Source organism: [Mannheimia] succiniciproducens MBEL55E (assembly GCF_000007745.1).
Taxonomy (GTDB): Bacteria; Pseudomonadota; Gammaproteobacteria; order Enterobacterales; family Pasteurellaceae; genus Basfia; species Basfia succiniciproducens.
In genome coordinates this window covers 250,474-269,198 of sequence record NC_006300.1, presented here as the reverse complement: position 1 = coordinate 269,198, position 18,725 = coordinate 250,474, and the positions used below count along the sequence as shown (strand labels likewise).

The following is an 18,725-nucleotide window of genomic DNA, read 5'->3' as shown; positions in this document are numbered from 1 at the left end:
AGTTTATAACGCACATTGAGAAATGTGCGTTTTTTCTTGAATATTTCCTAATAAAAATTCATAAAAAAGCACCGCACTTTGCGAGATAAAGTGCGGTGCTTTTTAGCAGAATTTTATTAGGCAAATTTAAAATTGATACCAATATCTTTCAACTGTAACTGTTCCGCCGCTAAATCATTTTCTACCAACGGATTGTCGCGCAGATAGTTCGGCTCGAAAGTTAATGTCCATAATGAAGAAATGCGGTCGGTTTTTAAAGAAATCTCTTCCGTACTTTCCGTTGCCTGACGGGATTTATTCAAGGCGATAGCAAGGCGTAACAAACGAATAAGCGATAATACATCCTGTATTTCATAGCGCCCGGCGCTGATATCTTCAAGGCGGAAATTATTGATATGGTAGCGCACCAAAGTAGCAAGTAGCCGTTGCTGCTCTTTATCAAAGCCCGGCAATTCGATATTCTGCAAAATATAGGCGGAATGTTTTTGAAGATTTTTATGGTTAATCACAATTCCCACTTCGTGTAACAGTGCCGCCCAAAGCAAAATTTCCTGCAATTCTTCCGCCTGTTCGGGCGATTGCCAGCCGGTAAATTGTTGAGCTAACAGCACCGCAGTTTGGGTAACGCGATGAGCCTGTTCTCTGTCGATATTAAATTGCTCCGCCAAACCTTCGGCGGTACGCTCACGTATGTTGGTTACCTGAAAATTTGTTTCCAAACTATACATCACGCCTTCGCGTAACGCGCCGTCGGAATAGCGCATTTGCTGAATATCAAAAGCATCAAATACCGCGCTTAAAATCGCTAATCCCGGCACAAATACGTCGGCACGTTCTTCTATTAAACCCGATAACTTTAAGTTATCAAAATGTGTCGCCTTTAAAGTCCGTTCAATAAGATGATCTAAACGGCCGGCGGTAATAATGCCGTCATTGTCTATGTTTGCCATAATCACCTGATGAACGGTTTTAATAGTACCTGATGAGCCTAATACATGTTTCCAACCAAGTTGCCGGTATTGTTCGCTGAGATCCCGAACTCTCTCTAACGCCGTTTGCCGTGCCCGATTAAAATTCTGTTCTGATATTTCACCATTAACAAAAAACTGTTTAGCAAAACTGACACACCCCATATTACGGCTATTAACCAGCAAAGGGGTAAACCCCTCGCCGATAATCATTTCCGTAGAACCGCCGCCGATATCGATAACCAATTTACGGGCTTGTTCCGGCTGAGTATGAGATACGCCGGCATAGATCATTTCCGCTTCCGCTTCACCGCTGATAATACGAATCGGATAAGGAAAAACCGCTTGAGCCTGACGTAAAAATTCCTGATTATTGACCGCACTTCTTAAAGTATAGGTACCTACTACATTGACGTTTTCCGCTTTAAAACCCTGCAACCGCTCCGCAAATAACGCAAGGCAATCAACACCGCGACTAATCGCCGCCTGGTCCAATACGCCGTTTTCATCAAGCCCGGCGGCAAGCCGGACTTTACGTTTTAAACGAGATAACACTTGGATAGAACCGTTCACAATCCGAGCGACTATCATGTGAAAGCTGTTAGAGCCAAGATCAATTGCCGCGATCTCCCGAACTTCGCGCATTTCATGTTTCGCCACATTATTAAGTGCGGTTGCTTTTGCACGTAAATTTTCGTTATTCATAAAAATCTCTGAAATTAAAATTCGAAACGATACAACAAGTCAACGGCTTGGTTTACACCCGTGACCGATTGCAGATAAAGACGCGGTAATAATCTGTAACGTAAGGTAAATTCGGCTAAGCCGTTGAATAAACCCACGCCGTATTTTACTTGTAATCTTGGCGTTAAATTACCACTCACAACCACCTTGGAACTGTCACCGATACCGGAGGTTCCTAAGTTCAAATCCTGAATACCAAAAGTTTCGCCGATGGAACCCACCGCTTTTCCGCTCTTGGCTAAGCCCATGCCAAGCAAAGCCGCTCCCACAGAACCGCCGGATCCCGCTTCACCGCTGTTTTCAAGCGAACGCCCCGTTAATAAATAAGACAACGCCTGATCTTGAGGCATAGCAGGCTCGGAGAAAACGTCCACACTCGGCGAGTCGGCTAATCCCGTTACTTTGACACCGGCAATAACTTTGGCATCTTCCATAGCTTCAGGGTTTCGAATCGCCTCAATATTCAACATTGGATGAGAAGGCAGCCCGTTAAATGAAATTTGCCCTTTACGAATCAATAAATCCTGCCCGAACGAAGCGTAACGCCCTCTTCTTAAATTTATCATGCCGTATAACCCAAGCTGACCTTTTTCCTGCTTGACCAGTAAACGACCGTTTAAATTGGTTTTCAAACCATAGGCTTCTAAATTCACATCATTACCGATATTGATTTTTAAATCGGAACGAATCACCATACCGTCCGTTTCCGTCGCCAGTTTCACAATTCTGGTACGCGGCGGCTCGTCCAGAATGACTTCATCACTACTCACGGAAACCGCACTATCAGGCAAGCTCTCAATGGCGATTCGCCCCCACGGAATATCTACATTCCCCGTTAATTCAAGCAATGTCGGCGAAGCTTTCATCTCTACGTTCGGGCTGACTTTCAATTTCGCCATAGACGGAATATCTAACTTAAATTCATTGGCTTTTGCCCGTACCGCCGTATGCCAATGATTGATATCCTGCCAGTCGGCATTGCCGTCAATATTTAGACGGCTATCCGGCGTTTGGATATACCCCTGCAAAGAAGAACGGGTTCCGTAAAAACGCAATGCCAGATTCCCGTCGGTAATATCAAACGGCATATTTTGTACAACCGCATTCATATTTTTAATATCCAAAGAACCGTTGATAAGCGGTTTATTCAAATCCCCCGCAAAAGTCAATGCGGCTCCGACATCTCCGGAAATACGTTCTTTATTCGATAAAATCTGATTAATTAAATCCAGATTCACTCCGCTCATCTTCAGGGAACCGCTTAATTTTCCGACCTGATCGATATCCAGTAATTTAATATCAGCGGCAACATTACCTTGATTTTGTAAATGAATTGCGGATGTAACCGCCAAATTATTATTCTCTAAATTAGCATTCACATTTAGTTTAGCCATATCAAGTTTAAAGTTTTTGCCGTCGACTTTTTGGCTAAAATAAATGGCGTTGCTGGTGACTGATGCATCAAGTTTCACCGGTTTATCCGCAAACCAGGCAAATTTCCCTTTACCGGTTAAAATCCCCGCCAACATATTTTCCTGTTCGGTCAGCTTATTGACCAAATTAAGATCCAGCTTCTTCATTTCAAAAGGAATTTCACCGTTTTGACCGACAGTAAAACTCTGCGGGAAACAAAGTTCTACATCCGGATTATGCCAACAATGAGCGGAAATAGTTGCCTTTGCCGACTTATGTTCATAATTCACCGCAAACTGATTATTTGTTACATCGCCGATCGGCGTTTTAATGTCCGTTTGGCTAATCGTGCCTTTCCATTGCTGCAAAGCGCGGTCGAAACCGCCCGATAAATTAAGCTGCGCCGCAATAGGATCACCTTCCGAACGCAATTGTAATTCATGGGCTTTTTCATTGCCTTTAGCGGTCAGTTTTACAGAATGAATGTTAATATCACCGTAATTAAATCCGCTTACATCAAGGGCTAAATTGCCCTCGATTTGAGGAACGGAATTTACTTTCCCCTGCACATTGAATTTTGCCAGATAAAAATCCTGAAACTGAATCTGATCGCCTTTCAAATCAATATCTAAATTAGGTTCCGCCATATCGCCGGTTAACACGGCTTTACCCACTAATGAGGCGGAAAAATCAGGCAATAATCCTTTAAGATTAGGTGCGTTAATATCTAAATTAAAATCCGATTTATCGCTTAACAGGCCTTTGGCGATAAGTTTATTCTCGCCATAAGTCATTAACAGATTCGGAATATCCAGTAAGGCTTCCTGCCCCAGATTAATTCCTCCTTTTAGCACAAGCGGACGTTGGCTAACCGAACCGGTTAAATCCAAAGTAGGAACGGACACTTGCCAGGTTTTGCTGTTTGCCAGCCCCGAGGTAGATACTTTACCGGTTAATACCGCCGGGAAATCTTTCACATAGGCGCCGATATTGATTTTATTAAGATCCAGCTCCGCATTCCATTTAGCGCCGTCCTGCCAATCCACATCACCCTGTAAATCGATCCGCCCTTCTAATCCGTGCAGCTTGAGTTGTTTGACTTCCGCCTGATAGAGTTTGCCCGAACCTAATAAATCCACTTCGGTTTTAGGCGCCCCCATACCTTCCACCTGCCCGCTGATTTCCGCTTGATAATCTAACAAATTACCTGTAATTTTCGCATTAACATCCTGTAATTTCAGCGGTTTAAGGTTTGCCACCGCAAAATCGTATTGTGCTTTTTTGCTGGTTAACTGTAAATCTAACGGCATTTTCTCTTTACCGAGTTCCACTGTTCCTTTAAGTGTTGCATCAACATCACCTTGGGTAGTCAGCAAAAGTGCGGTCTGATTTTTCAAATTTCCGGAAAGCTCAAGATCAAGCCGCTTCATCGGCAACACGCTTGCCTTGTCCTGATGAATATCGCCATGCAAAACCAGATTTAACGGAAAATCTTCATTTAACCGAATCTGCCCTTGAGCCTGTAAATCCGCTAAATTGCTGACGATATCGAAAGTTTTTAATTCGACATCGTAATTCGTAGCGTCCGCCTGCAATTGAAAACGAGACACAATCACCTGTTGCTGAGACCGCTCATCCACAAAGCTTTCATATTGCCAGTTTTGCCCTTGAATATCTTCTACGTGAATATCAAAAGGAAGAGTAATTTGATTTAAATTACCAAGCAACGCGGGCGTTAAGATTTCATCAATCTTCGCCCAATCCACAGGTTGAGCTTGCTCGGCTTCGTCCTCCGCTTTTTTCTCCGCTTCCGCTTGCTGTTCTGCGGAGGTTTTGCTTACGAAACTAAAATCATTAATTATGGTGGGTAAAAGCGTCAACCCTCTTCTATTATTTAAAGTCGCCGCCGTTTTAAAAACACCCAGATTCAGGTAATTATTATCAATTGACAACGCCAACTCGCTTACAGCCACATTTTTCACCGTAAGACCGAAAGGCAAATAAATACGAGACATCTCACCGGAATCCGTCTTCCGCTCCGATTCGGAGGGCGGTAAAAGCGCCGTGTTAATGTGAATATCGGTTTTTTGCAGACTGATATCTTCAACGCAAATTTCTCTTCTCCACAAACAGTTAAAATCCAGTTGAAATCTGGCTTTTTCCACCAAAGTATCAATACCCGACGACTGATAACGAATATTATGCAACTCTAGTCCGTCTTGTAAGTTACCGCTTATTTGTTCAAAAGAAAGGCTATCCGTCATTTTATCGGTGAGTTTCAGCAATCCCTGCTGACCGGATTCAAAAGAAAGCGCACCCAACAACCCGATAAGCGGAACCAAAACGACTATGCAGAAAATACAAAAAATTCTGCGACACCACTTTCGTGTTTTTTCGCTATTTTTAACCGCACTTTGAGGCGTCGCCTCTCGAGTGCTGTTTTTTGCTTTTTCTATCTTATCTGTCATGGAATAATCCGTATAAATTTACCGCTTATAATTCTGTGCCTAATCCGATGTAAAATTGTATATTTTTACTATCGTCTTTATCGCGGATTGGGGTCGCAATATCAAATTTAATAGCGCCGACCGGCGATGCCCAACGAACGCCCATCCCCGCACCGTAACGTAATTCGCTTGTGCTGTAAGAATTCGCCGCAAGCCCTGCATCGGCAAAGGTGGCAAGCCACCAATTCGGAACGAATTGATATTGGTATTCCACCGTACCCGTAGCCAAACGTGAAGCGCCGATTAATTTACCTTTACTGTTTCTCGGCGATATTTTTTTATAACCATAACCGCGTACGCTGCGATCACCGCCGGCGAAAAACCGTAAAGCGGGAGGAATTCGTTCTAATTCATTGGTATGCAAATAGCCGATTTCACCCCGGGTTAAAAAACGATGATTAGGCGCAAAAGTTTTAATCCAGCCCGCATTAGCACGTACTCTGAAAAAATCCACATCCGACAGCCAAAGTTTTCTGCCTAAATCCACCGTGGCACTGACGGTATCCGCCCGAATAGGAAATAAGCCGCCGGAAATGCGCGAACGACTTACTGATGTAGTAGGATATAATAAAAAAGTTTTATGTTCTTGATCCGCTTGGGTAAATTCGTCATACCGAATCTTTGTTCCCAACGAATATTGCCACCCGGTTGCGTTATTCCAATAGCGTAACGCGGCAAAGGTCGCAGCCAGAGATTTGGTATCGGTTTTTGTATCGTCTTCGTTTTCGATCCCGGTAGAAAATTCATAATAATAACGCATCGGGTTCTTTAATAACGGCATTTTATATGTAATTTCAAAGGTTTGTTTCGGTGAAGAAACATAAAGATCCGAATGCAAACTATGCCCTCGGTTATTAATCCATGGTCGAGTCCAGCCGATTTGCGCACGGGCTCCTACGTCGGAAGAATAACCCAACCCCACTTCCATGGCATTTTTCTTTTTCGGATACATTAACAGGTGAAGATCAATGGTTTTACTGTCTTCGTGTAATTCAGGACGAACCAATACCGACTGGAACCAACCGCTGGAAGAAAAATTATTGGTCATGTTCGACACATCATTAATTAAATATTCGTCACCGGATTTAATTTCCAGCATATTGCGCAAATAATCTTCTCTGATTTGCGAATGTTCAAAACTGATTTCACCGTAGCGGTAGCGGCTTCCGCTGTTAAAATCCATACGCCACCAGGCTTGGCGGGTTGAAGGCATTACTTGAAGTTGATGTACGGGAAAATCCGCATCAAAATAACCTCTTTGGACGGCGAGTTTTTGTAATTCGGTTTTATAGTCCTCATAGGTTTCATGGTCTAACACCGTACCTTTAGCGGGAACCTTTTTCTCTAACCGTTTGAAATATTCGTCATGAAGTGCATCGCCGGTAATGACGATATCCGTATCTTCAATTAAGGTGGGCTTACCGATATCCACGCGGGCGATAAGAAGATCCGGAGCATTTGAGCGGGGTTGTTGATTAAACGCGACGGTACTACCGTAATAGCCGTAAACCCGGAGAGCTTTATCAATATTTTCTTTGACTTTATTCTGATAACGTTCGGAACCGTCGGCATCTTCTTTATCCAGCGTAGCCAAATAAAGCTGTACGTTTTCTCTGAGTTTCTCATTTGCTATGCCCTCCACTTTAAGTTCGACAGCGGATTCGGCAATAGCCGGAGAACTTATAAGCAGCGCTAAAAACATTACTGCTTTCAGTAACCAAACTGATACAAAGTGAGTTATCTTGTCACTAAAAATTTTCACACTTTCCCCCGAAATAATAACCGCTTTAGTTTACCTGTTAATGGAAAGTCTGCGCAATGTAAAACCTATGATCTTTAGACAAATTTTAGTTTTTTTACATAATTTTTTTAACAAGATAGGTGGAATATTAACTTTCCTTTCGGGTGGCAACAGACTCTCGCTCCACTAAAACGGGATCCAGCACAAAAGTGCGGTAAGTTTTTTGCGGATTTTTAATACGCTCCAGTAACGTCTGTACGGCTAATTTGCCCAGCTCGGTTTTCGGTTGATGAATGGTTGAAAGAGGCGGCGCAATATATTGGGAAAGAATGGTATCGTCATAACCAATCACGGAAAGGTGTCGGGGAATAATCAGATTGTGCCGCCATGCCGCCTGATAAATGCCTAAGGCAATGGCATCGCAACAGGCGAAAATTGCGCTTGGCGGGCAATCGGTTTTTAATAACCGTTCCAATGCGTCAAAGCCCGTTTGAAAATCAAATTTCCCTTCAAAAATCAATGTCTCATCAATGGGTAAATTGGCTTCCGTTAACGCCTTTTTGTAGCCGATTAAGCGGTTTTGAGCGATAGGTTTACGCAAATCGCCATTAACAATGGCAATCCGTTTATGCTGGTGATGAATCAAGTGCTTTGTTGCAAGATAAGCGCCGAGTTCCGAATTTTCGAAGATTTTATCCGCAGTTAATTCGCTCGGCCACCAGTCCATAATCACCGCGGGGATGGGTAAATTGATCGGCATATTATCTTGGGTATGGGTTTCCGAACACATTAACAATAACCCGTCCACCTGTTTGTTTATCAGCATCTGCAAATTATGCTGCAAATGTTGCGGACTTCCCTCTGTGTTAGACAAGATCAAATTATAGTTCTGTTGACAGCAATAACGTTCTACTGCATGAACCACTTCCGCAAAAAACGGATTATCGCTTGCCGTAACCAGCATACCGATAGTTTTGGTTTCTTTCGTTTTGAAGCTTCGAGCAAGCCCGGAAGGCTGATAATTTAGCTCCTTTACCACAGCCATGACTTTTTCGCGGATTTTTTCACTTACAAAACGATCATTGTTAATAACATGAGAAACCGTTGAAGTGGAAACATTGGCAAGGCGGGCAATGTCTTTCATGGTAGCCATTAGCTATTACTCCTAATCTCACCTTTTTTGAACTTGCTTAAAAACGCCCTTTTAATGTTGTTCATTAAGAAAGGCTAATGTTTCTTCTCTACTTGGAATTGAAGGTTGCGCCCCTTTGCGGGTAACGCTGATAGCCGCCGCACCGTGAGCAAAACGGATAGCTTCCTCCATGGATTTATCCTCCAGCAACGCGGTAATCAATGCACCGTTAAAGGTATCGCCCGCCGCCGTGGTATCAACGGCTTTTACCCGAAACCCCGGAATAATCCGTTGAACGCCCCGGCTGCTGAAAAATACGCCTTTTGATCCCAGCGTAATCAGCACCGTTTCAATACCTTTGTGATGAAAAACCTGCGCTGCTTCCGCCGCACTTTGTTCATCCGTTACTTGCACGCCGGTGAGAATTTCCGCTTCGGTTTCATTCGGCGTAATCATATCGATATGGGCAAGTAAATGATCGGACAAAGGCTGCGCCGGTGCGGGATTGAGTACAACTTTTGTCCCGTTCCGTTTAGCAAAAACCGCCGCTTTTTCTACCGCACTTATAGGCGTTTCCAACTGCATAAGCAGGCAGTCCGCATGTGCAATACTCTCTTGATGTTGAGCTAACAGTTCTTCGGTTAAATGCGCATTCGCTCCCGCCGAAATCACGATGCTATTCTCCCCGCTTTCCGCTACTTGAATCATTGCGATCCCGGTAGTTTGATGAGGAATAGTGGAAATCGTATGGGTATGGATACCGTCCCGTTCAAAAGCGGCTTTCATGGCTTTACCGATATCGTCATCACCTATACAGGCGATAAAATCCACATCAGCCCCCAATCGTGCGGCGGCAACCGCTTGATTTGCCCCTTTCCCGCCATAAGCAATATGATAATTCGAACCGGTCAGGGTTTCACCGGGTTTCACAAAGTGCGGTACGGAAATCACATGATCTGCATTAATACTACCGAGAACAGTTAGCTTTTTCATAATTTTATCCAATCTAAATAAAAAATCTTATCTAATAATCGAATTAACGAAGATTTAATTTATTACGATAACGTTCGGAACCTTGCATGATATGATCAAGTAATTCTTCAACAGCCCAATATTTCACTTTAATATCATCTTTAATTACCCGTGAATTGTAATGCTTAAACGTTCCGATTTTTGTATGCATTAATTTGGCAAAATTTGGATATCCAAAGCTTTCGGCGGCTCCGCAAATAGCTAAGAAATTTGCTAATTCCTGTACCATCGGATCCGATGAATTTTTATTTTTATACAAATATGCATAAAGATCAGGATGGATATTATTAAATACACCTGAAAAACCTTCCGAACCGGCTTTCATCGCTTCAAAAGCTATAGCTGCATTTGCATTCACAATTTTTAAGTTGCTGTTTTTAGTTAATTGAATTCGACGTTTTACAGTTTCTAAATTACATGATACATCTTTAAGAACTACCATATTTTCAAAACCGGCAAAATAACTAATTTCTCCATCCGTCAAAAGGCGGCGATATGGTACCGGGCATTCATATAAACCGAGTACGATATCTTTTGGAAGTGCTGCGAGTAATTTTTCAAAATTTGATTTTAAGACAGTCGTCCCTTCATTATTCGGATCAAGACGATTAGTAATTAAAATTACCGCATCGACACCCGTATTGTAAATAGCGGTCAGTTCTTCCACTTGTTGCTCGAAACTATCACTAATATGACCTGAAGCTACAACCGGGATTCTGCCCTGTACTTGATCCATAACAGTCTTTGTAATTTTAACTCGTTCTTCTAAACTTAAAAATAAAATCTCACTTGACTGACACGCCGCAAATAACGCGTCAGAACCATTATCAATATACCAATCGGTTAATTTACGTAACCCATCATAGTCTATCTCATTATTTTCCATAAACGGTGTTAACATGACAGGAATAATGCCTTGAATACTCATTGTTTTCTCCAAATTAATTTTTTTCATTAAAATTTTTAACGATACCCCAAACTTGTAGAATAACTACCAGTAAGAAGCAACAACCTAAAACTGCAGATACAGGACGTTCAACAAATGCTATTAAATTTCCGTCTGATTTTGTTAGTGAAGCCAGTAAATTGCGTTCTAACATTGGTCCTAATATCATTCCCAGAATTATTGGTGAAATCGGATAATGATTTTTTTGTAAAAAATAACCAATCACCCCCATAATTAACATTACGATAATAGCCTCAGGTGAATTATTAATTGCAAAAGCACCAACCATACTAAAAATAATAACTATCGGGTAAAGAATATCTTTGTTAATTTGAATAATTTTTTTCAAGAAATTAACAACGATCAATGCTAAAGGTATTAATGCAAGATTCGCAATTAAGAATAGAATAAATACGGCATAAAGTTTATCCGGTTGGAATAAGAAAAGTGATGGTCCCGGTTGCATATCTTTCATATACAATACGCCAATTATTATCGCTGCCGCAGAATCACCCGGAATACCAAATACTAGAGACGGAATCCAACTACCGGCTAAACTTGCATTATTACTACTTGAAGCATCAATAATTGCATCTTCCGAACCCTTTCCATATTGTTCCGGTGTTTTTGAGGTTTTTTTCGATAATGCATAGGAAATCCAAGCCGCAATATCCGCTCCCGCCCCCGGCAACGCACCTATTAAAGTACCAGTCACACTACTACGTAAAATGCTTCCTTTTCGTTTAATCAAAGGTTTAGCTATTCCTTTAAATAAATTAAGAGAATTTTTAGTCTGTTCTAATTCCGTAATATCTGTATTTATTGGGTTCTGACCTTTATAACGGGTCGCATAATATTCAATTGCACCAGAAATGGCAAACAAACCAATCATTGCCGGAATAAAGCTAACCCCCTCGTATAAAGAAACGAATCCAAAGGTAAAGCGCGCTTGCCCCGTAAACTCATCAAATCCGATAGTAGATATTAAAATACCAAATAATAACGTTAATAAACTTTTAGTAATAAATTTACCGGCAATCAAAGTAGCACAACTTAACCCCAATAAAGATAACCACATATATTCAAAAGAGCTAAATTTTAATGCAAACTGTGCAAGTGATGGAGCGGCAAGAGCAAGAATAATTGTACCAATTACACCACCAATTACCGAACTCATAAGTCCTAATCCAAGAACTCGATTTACTTTCCCTTGTTTTACAAGAAGATAGCTATCATCAACATAAGCCGCTGAAGCCGGCGTTCCAGGAATACGCAATAATGCGCCGGGTATGTCGCCCGCATAAATTGAGGAAGCTCCAACAGAAATCATCAATGCTAAAGCAGGAATAGGCTCCATAAAGAAAGTAAAAGGTACCATTAATGCTACCGCCATTGTTGCCGTTAAGCCTGGAATAGCACCAACAAATAACCCAAATAATCCAGCAGCAAAAATAGCAATAATAGAATTCAGATCTATATATGAAATAGCGTTAGTAAAAATTTCCATAAATCACCTATTCAAATATAATGCCACTTGGAAGTCCGACTAAAAGGACCCTAGCAAATAATAAATAAATACCAATAGATAAAATAATTAATAGTAGTGCAGTTAATAACTTATATTTTTCTAAAAACGGCAAAGTTAGGAAAATTAAAATAAGTGATGTTGTGATAATAAAACCTAAATAATCAGCAACAAATATATAAAAACTAATAATTGCTATAATTAATAAAATTATTTTCCCGTCTTGAAAGAAATCAAAGTGCTGAAAAACATATTTATCTTTGATTCTTAATTCCATAATAAAATCAACTAAACTAAAAAATGAAACTAATACTCCTACAGCCGTAGGATAAAAAGCCGCACCATATTCTGCAAAATCGCCATAACTCTGATAACTATAAATAGAAACAAACAGTCCAAAGAAGAACAAAGCGATTGGTGTGATTAATCTGAACATAAAATTAAATAGCCCTCTTTCGAGAGCTATTCTCCTTCAAGTTATTTTGTGGATAAAAGGTCGCCAAATTTTTGGTCCTCATCTGCCATAAATTTTTCTAATTCAGAACCATATAATGCGCTAGCTTCAAATCCTTGTTTATTTGCAAATTTTTGTAATTCACCTGTTGCGTAAACTTTTTCCATAGCTTTTTCTAATACAAGTTTTATATCATCCGGTAATCCCTGTGGTGCGGTCAGCACATTCCAACCATTAAGAGTCCACTTATATGATGTTGCTTCCTGGAATACCGGAATATTTGCATAAAGCTCACTCTTGGTCGGTGTAGTAATAGCCAAATGTCTTACCATTCCTGCATCAGTCATACTTTGAGCTTCACCGGGGGATGATGTTGTAAAATCGATACCACCTGAAACTAATTCTTGTAATGCTGCACTAGCGCCTTGTGAAGGAACAAATTTCACGCTATCTTCAGGTAATCCTGCACTTTTTAGTATACCTAGTAAATTCAAATGCCAAATTGAATTCAATCCACTACCCGAAGCTTTCAATTTACCCGGATTTGCTTTAACGGCTGCAAGTAATTCATTAATATCTTTATAAGGAGCATCTTTTGCTACTTGCACGCCTCCCGGTACAACCCCTAAACGAGCAATCGGGGTGTAATCTTTATAACTCAAATCTGCCATTTTTTGATGCTTCATTAGAGCAATTTCAACAGTTACTACACCTAATGTGTAGCCATCGGCTTTTGCTGTTTTAATTGCATTATGTCCAACAACACCACTACCGCCGGTACGATTGATTACATTTACATTAGTTTTTAATTCTTCTTGCAAACCTTTTGCTACTAAACGAGCTATCGTATCTGTATTACCACCAGCCCCCCAAGGAACAATAATGGTGATTGGTTTTTCAGGATAAGCCGCCATCGCTGTCTCTGAAAAAAGCATAGATGTTGCCAGTAATGTTTTTACAAATGATTTTTTCATTTTTCACCTCTTGGGTTATGTGGATTAGTTTTTTATCGAAACGTTTCGATTTTGTACAAAAGATAACCTAAAAACTTTTAAAGATAAAATGTTTATTTTTAAATTTGTGAACTGGATCAAAGAAAATTTTAATAATGAAATATTCAGATGAAACATTACTGCGGACACCATGCATGACGTCCGTTAAAATCATATGATGGTGTGCATAACATCAATATAATGCGAATAAAAAAACCGGCTGCGGGTAAGCCGGTTTCAAAATTTAATTGTATTTAATTATGAGCCTTTGTATTCAAGGTAAAGTACGGTGGCGGCGACACGAGAATGTACATTGAGTTTACGTAATAAATTACGGATATGTACTTTGACGGTTTCCTCCGAAATAAATAATTGCGCCGCAATTTGTTTATTGGAGAGCCCGGTTGCAATAAGTTGCAATACGTCCATTTCACGATCGGTAAGCGCATGGATCGGCTCGTGAGCCGGATGGCGTTCAACCAATAAATTTTTAATTGAATCGCTTAAGATAATTTCACCTTGTGCAATTTGTTTAATTTGAGCAAGTAATGTGTCAGGTTCTGTATCTTTTAATAAATAACCGTCCGCGCCGGCATCAATCAAAGCATAAATATCCGCTTTCGAATCCGATACGGTCAGAATAACAATACGAGCGTCAACACCTTCCTGGCGCAGTACTTTTAATGTATCTAAACCGGACAAACCTTTCATATTTAAATCAAGAATAATTAAATCCGGTGAAGTTTTAATTGCAAGCTCGACGCCCTCATTACCACTACCGGCATCACCTACAACTTCAAACTGTTCTTCCAGTTCAATCAGTTGCTTGATACCGCGACGCATTAGCGGGTGATCATCGATAACAATTACTTTGGTTTTTTCACTCATATTTCTCACCTTGACGATTATAAAACAATATCCCCATGCTATACCATGCAAGAACCGCTGAACGGTAAAATAAGGATGCCTTTTTGTTGATGTTTTAATTGATAAAATTGCGGATAATTAAAATCACGCTTGATTATTTTATAGTGATTATCGTTTTGATCCGAGCCCGATAAATTATAAATTTGACTAATCTCACGAATTTTTTGTTCTTTACTGCCGTCACACTGACGGTAAATTTCAAGACGATTATTTTCGTCTAAAATATAAACATTAAAGGTTTCGTCTTCATTGTCTTCAAAAAAGAACTGTAAAAAACCCTCACTGGCAAAAGAGTCAATTTGGCGAGGATAATTAAGCAAATGTTTATAAGGTTGGTTTCTTTTTACCTTCACTTGTTTTTGTTCGGCAATAACCTGCGAGATAAATACAGGTTCGGTTTGCGGCTGATGTAAGGTCGCGTCATGTTCCTCAAAAAATAATTTCCAGTTTTTACCGGTCATCCGCGGAACGCTACTCATCGGCAACTGAGTCGTACCAAGCTGAATACTGATACATTTGTTTAATAGCCCGACGACTAACTCGGAAATTTCTTCCTGATAATATTGATTATAACAAAACACATTCACCGATTCCGGCACACCCGAGCCGCGATGTATTTTATTGGATAACACTTTCAATGCGGAAAGCATGGCTTTATCGCCTTCGTAATGTAATGTCTTAATTTCATTCCATTTATTACGATACAGCAAATCTACACTGCCAATCAGACTTTCGTTTTCGCCGTCTAAACTAAACAAATCGCTTTGTTGAATTTCCGTACGGTTAATATCCGAATAGGGAGTCGGATCCTTAGTTAAATTAATCATTACCGCAAGACTTCGAATCTCGCAAGGATGAGTTAATTCTTCATCGGTAGGCGGCGATGCTTTGACGGGAAACGAAACTCGCAAATCCGTAATACACTGGTTAATTTTTTCAATATCCACATGAGTGCTGGAAATATGCACTTTGGTTTTGCTGGTGAGTAAACCGTTAAAATACGTCCATGCAATCAACTTGATTAATATAGGATTATACTCAATATAACGGTTTTGTGACGGATAAACCACCGACGGCATTTGATTGACTACATACCAGCCCGGTTTCACGCCGTGTTCTTCCGTCACTTCAATAAAAGTTAGATTTTTTTCCGACAAATCCAACGCCAATTGCGGATTCATTAACGTTACTTTGCCGGGCAGCACTTCAAACGCCGTATAGAGTTTACGGGTCAGAATACTGATATCCTGCGGTGCAATACTGGCGTTCACATTATGTTTACGGGCAAAATTGACCAAATTCCGATAACTTAGCATCAGCACGCGAATCAGTTTGTTATGAGTTTCCCGAACCGAACGAATTTTCCAGGTATGAATACGGTTTAAATGTTTAATGGTTTCCTCTGACCAGCCCCATTGTGCGGTCAGATTTTTCAGAATTTTAGCCCGCCAAGGCGCTAACGGGCGCTCACGTACGGTTTCCGTAACCTTGATATAAAAACAACGACGAATAAAATCCAACCGTTTTTCATCTTTTAATTTGGTTAAATATTCCGTTACCCGTTCAAGCATGGCTAAATAAGCATCAAAACATTGTTCTTTTACCGGTTTTAAATTAAAAAGCTGTTGTTTGAATTGCATCGAAATTAATTTTGCATTCGGATATTCCTGGGAATAAGACTCCAGCAACACAATTTTCAACACTGATTTATAAGGCGAGTCGATCCCTTTATAAAGCTGCCAAAGGCTGGCGCCAAAATATTCGTTGGCGGAAAAGGCGCCTAATCCGCCGAAATCAATCCAGTCCGCACGGTTAATTTGTTTAGTTTGCTGCAAACGCTGTACTTCTTTTCCATAATCCGCTTCATTTTCAACATTAAGATGCAGCCAAAGTAAAGGTTTACCCGCCAAACGGATAGCGGAACGATAAAATTCGTCAAGCAATAGCATATGCTGCGCACTGCCGCAATTCTCAACGCTTAACGTATTCGAATAACGGTAATGGTTGAAATAAAATTCATCCATCAAAAACAAGGTAATATCCGTATTAAATTTCTTGGCCCAAATTTTTAACAATTGCGTTTTTTGTTGTAATTTATTAAGTGCATAGGGTGTTAAATCCGGACTGTGACAAACCCAGGTATCCAAATCCGATTTGGCGGTTTGCGAAATAGAAGCGATACTACCCATCACATAAACCCCGTAAATGGGCGTTTTTTCCTGTTGATGAGCATTAGATTCTTGCTCTAATCGAACAAAATCAAAGCCTGTAGGGAATTGTTGAGCCAGAAAATTTTTTTGATAATCCGATAATTTGAAATGTGCGACACCGGCAGGCGCATCTGTCACATAACCCGGCAATGCGGGGTGATTCAGATGTAATAATAATGCAATTAATTGAAAAACATGTTGGAAATCTGCGGTAGAGCCTTGCAAAACCCGTTCGACACGCAGCCGATGTAAATCGTCAACCTGTTTTTTAGCAAACTGGAGATCGTATTTCATGAAAGCCTAAAAAGAATAGCAACAATTCGCTACTCTATCACTGTCAATATATGAAAGCAAACAAGATCGTAATTCTCTCAAAGAGACTGACTTTTTCAACTAACGGTGATAGGATATAGCTATTTGTAATATGTAATAAAATTACTCTATGAATAATAAAAACCATTTAAAAATAGCAACCCGCCAAAGCCCATTGGCACTATGGCAGGCTAATTACGTAAAAGATCGTTTAACCGCCCTTTATCCCGATCTGCAAGTGGAATTAGTCACTATGGTCACAAAAGGCGACGTTATTCTCGACACGCCTTTAGCTAAAATCGGTGGCAAAGGGTTGTTCGTTAAAGAATTGGAACATGCTTTACTAAATCATGAAGCGGACATTGCCGTACATTCTATGAAAGACGTGCCGATGGAATTTCCGCAAGGGCTGGGCTTAAGCGTTATCTGTAAACGGGAAGATCCGCGCGATGCCTTTGTTTCCAATAAATACCGCAGTTTGGCGGAACTGCCGCAAGGTGCGATTGTAGGCACTTCCAGCTTGCGTCGCCAATGTCAATTAAAGAGCTTGCGTCCGGATTTGGATATTCGCTCATTACGCGGTAATGTGGGGACCCGTTTAAGCAAGTTAGATAACGGCGATTATGACGCAATTATTTTAGCTTCCGCCGGTTTAATTCGCTTAGGCATGGCGGAACGTATCGCCTCTTTTATCGAAACGGATATTTCTTTGCCGGCGGCGGGACAAGGTGCGGTAGGAATTGAGTGTCGAGTGGATGACGAGCTGGTACAAAGCTTATTAGCGCCTCTGGCTCATCAGGAAACCACTATTTGCGTATTAGCCGAACGCGCCATGAATAACCGTTTACAAGGCGGTTGCCAAGTGCCAATCGGCGGATTTGCACAGGTAAAAAACGGCGAAGTATTTCTGCGCGCACTGGTAGGCGCAACCGACGGTTCCCAAATCATTCGTGCCGAAGGTAAAAGTGCGGTCGAAAATGCCGAAGTTTTAGGTGTGCAAATTGCTGAAGATTTACTGCAGCAAGGTGCGGATAAAATTTTAAAATCGGTTTATCAGGATTAATTTATGGCAGTGTTAGTAACTCGTCCGGCTGAAAAAGGAATTCAACTCGTTGATATGTTAAATAAATCCGGTGTTGCCGCTTTGCATCTGCCGTTTTTTAACATTACCGCCGGGCGGGAATTAAACGATCTGCCCAATAAATTTAACCAATTAAAACCGAATGATTATGTAGTTGCCGTATCGCAAAGTGCGGTGGATTTTGCCGCAGAAACCTTGCAAAATACGGGCTTTCATTGGCGTACGGATTTACAATACTTTACCGTCGGGCAGCAAACCGCATTACATTTTGCCAGTCTAAGCGAGCAACCCGTACATTATCCCTTCCTGTCCGAAAACAGCGAAGGAATGCTTGCTTTAGCGCAAATGCAAAATCTGAAAGGAAAAAACGTACTCCTGTTACGCGGCAATAGCGGGCGCGAGTTATTCCCGCAACAGGTTCTGGCTCGTGGCGGCGACATTGATATATTAGAATGTTACCAGCGCCAACCTATTGATTACGATAATGTTGAACAAACCAGCATTTGCAAACGGGCCGGGATTCAAACCATTGTAGTAACAAGCGGTGAGCTGCTGAATACATTGATTCAATTTGTGCCGGAAAACGAATATGATTGGTTACGTAGTTGTCAGCTCGTTGTAGTCAGCACAAGAATTGAAAATATGGCGAGAAAATTCGGCTGGACGGATATTGTCGTATCGCCCAAAGCCGATAACAATACCTTATTGCAAACCATTTTAACGTTAACTTCTTAAAATAAA

General features: G+C 40.9%; 13 protein-coding genes. 2 read left to right on the top strand and 11 right to left on the bottom strand.

Annotated elements, in window-relative coordinates; all coding sequences use genetic code 11:
* Nucleotides 1-116 precede the first annotated feature (116 nt).
* From ppx to MS_RS01260, 11 genes are all read right to left on the bottom strand, one after another.
* Nucleotides 117-1,673, bottom strand: coding sequence for an exopolyphosphatase (gene ppx / locus MS_RS01310; RefSeq protein WP_011199469.1), 1,557 nt, complete (start codon nt 1,671-1,673; stop codon nt 117-119).
* 14 nt (nt 1,674-1,687) lie between these two features.
* Complete coding sequence (locus MS_RS01305) at nt 1,688-5,593, bottom strand: autotransporter assembly complex protein TamB (RefSeq protein WP_011199468.1); 3,906 nt, start codon at nt 5,591-5,593, stop codon at nt 1,688-1,690.
* Between the two features lie 25 nt (nt 5,594-5,618).
* A complete protein-coding gene (locus tag MS_RS01300) occupies nt 5,619-7,334 on the bottom strand; it encodes an autotransporter assembly complex protein TamA (RefSeq protein WP_102030665.1) in 1,716 nt (571 codons plus the stop codon).
* 187 nt (nt 7,335-7,521) lie between these two features.
* A complete protein-coding gene (locus MS_RS01295; protein WP_011199466.1) occupies nt 7,522-8,526 on the bottom strand; it encodes a substrate-binding domain-containing protein in 1,005 nt (334 codons plus the stop codon).
* A 51-nt stretch (nt 8,527-8,577) separates the two neighbouring features.
* Nucleotides 8,578-9,498 carry a ribokinase gene (rbsK, locus tag MS_RS01290; RefSeq protein WP_011199465.1) on the bottom strand — a complete coding sequence of 307 codons (921 nt, stop codon included), beginning with the start codon at nt 9,496-9,498 and terminating at the stop codon, nt 8,578-8,580.
* A 43-nt stretch (nt 9,499-9,541) separates the two neighbouring features.
* Nucleotides 9,542-10,465: a dihydrodipicolinate synthase family protein gene (locus tag MS_RS01285; RefSeq protein ID WP_041639483.1), complete on the bottom strand. Its 924-nt coding sequence runs from the start codon at nt 10,463-10,465 to the stop codon at nt 9,542-9,544.
* Nucleotides 10,466-10,478: 13 nt separating this feature from the next.
* Nucleotides 10,479-11,990 carry a tripartite tricarboxylate transporter permease gene (locus tag MS_RS01280; RefSeq protein ID WP_011199463.1) on the bottom strand — a complete coding sequence of 504 codons (1,512 nt, stop codon included), beginning with the start codon at nt 11,988-11,990 and terminating at the stop codon, nt 10,479-10,481.
* A 7-nt stretch (nt 11,991-11,997) separates the two neighbouring features.
* On the bottom strand, nt 11,998-12,444 hold the full coding sequence (locus MS_RS01275) for a tripartite tricarboxylate transporter TctB family protein (RefSeq protein ID WP_011199462.1): 447 nt from the start codon (nt 12,442-12,444) through the stop codon (nt 11,998-12,000).
* Nucleotides 12,445-12,485: 41 nt separating this feature from the next.
* Nucleotides 12,486-13,436, bottom strand: coding sequence for a tripartite tricarboxylate transporter substrate binding protein (locus tag MS_RS01270; protein WP_011199461.1), 951 nt, complete (start codon nt 13,434-13,436; stop codon nt 12,486-12,488).
* Between the two features lie 276 nt (nt 13,437-13,712).
* Nucleotides 13,713-14,342, bottom strand: a complete 630-nt coding sequence (gene narL, locus MS_RS01265; protein ID WP_041639482.1) for a two-component system response regulator NarL — start codon at nt 14,340-14,342, stop codon at nt 13,713-13,715.
* A 38-nt stretch (nt 14,343-14,380) separates the two neighbouring features.
* A complete protein-coding gene (locus MS_RS01260; RefSeq protein ID WP_011199459.1) occupies nt 14,381-16,885 on the bottom strand; it encodes a class I adenylate cyclase in 2,505 nt (834 codons plus the stop codon).
* Between the two features lie 148 nt (nt 16,886-17,033).
* Between MS_RS01260 and hemC the strand changes: the two genes are divergently transcribed.
* Nucleotides 17,034-17,966, top strand: a complete 933-nt coding sequence (gene hemC / locus MS_RS01255) for a hydroxymethylbilane synthase (protein WP_011199458.1) — start codon at nt 17,034-17,036, stop codon at nt 17,964-17,966.
* 3 nt (nt 17,967-17,969) lie between these two features.
* The gene (locus MS_RS01250) at nt 17,970-18,719 is read left to right on the top strand and encodes a uroporphyrinogen-III synthase (protein ID WP_011199457.1); all 750 of its coding nucleotides are present in this window, start codon (nt 17,970-17,972) and stop codon (nt 18,717-18,719) included.
* Nucleotides 18,720-18,725: the final 6 nt, after the last annotated feature.

Coding starts and splice junctions, on each gene's coding strand:
- rbsK (WP_011199465.1), bottom strand. CDS start 9,498: ATGAAAAAGCTAACTGTTCTCGGTAGTATTAATGCAGATCATGTGATT.
- MS_RS01270 (WP_011199461.1), bottom strand. CDS start 13,436: ATGAAAAAATCATTTGTAAAAACATTACTGGCAACATCTATGCTTTTT.
- MS_RS01275 (WP_011199462.1), bottom strand. CDS start 12,444: ATGTTCAGATTAATCACACCAATCGCTTTGTTCTTCTTTGGACTGTTT.
- hemC (WP_011199458.1), top strand. CDS start 17,034: ATGAATAATAAAAACCATTTAAAAATAGCAACCCGCCAAAGCCCATTG.
- MS_RS01250 (WP_011199457.1), top strand. CDS start 17,970: ATGGCAGTGTTAGTAACTCGTCCGGCTGAAAAAGGAATTCAACTCGTT.
- narL (WP_041639482.1), bottom strand. CDS start 14,342: ATGAGTGAAAAAACCAAAGTAATTGTTATCGATGATCACCCGCTAATG.
- MS_RS01260 (WP_011199459.1), bottom strand. CDS start 16,885: ATGAAATACGATCTCCAGTTTGCTAAAAAACAGGTTGACGATTTACAT.
- MS_RS01280 (WP_011199463.1), bottom strand. CDS start 11,990: ATGGAAATTTTTACTAACGCTATTTCATATATAGATCTGAATTCTATT.
- ppx (WP_011199469.1), bottom strand. CDS start 1,673: ATGAATAACGAAAATTTACGTGCAAAAGCAACCGCACTTAATAATGTG.
- MS_RS01300 (WP_102030665.1), bottom strand. CDS start 7,334: ATGTTTTTAGCGCTGCTTATAAGTTCTCCGGCTATTGCCGAATCCGCT.
- MS_RS01285 (WP_041639483.1), bottom strand. CDS start 10,465: ATGAGTATTCAAGGCATTATTCCTGTCATGTTAACACCGTTTATGGAA.
- MS_RS01295 (WP_011199466.1), bottom strand. CDS start 8,526: ATGGCTACCATGAAAGACATTGCCCGCCTTGCCAATGTTTCCACTTCA.
- MS_RS01305 (WP_011199468.1), bottom strand. CDS start 5,593: ATGACAGATAAGATAGAAAAAGCAAAAAACAGCACTCGAGAGGCGACG.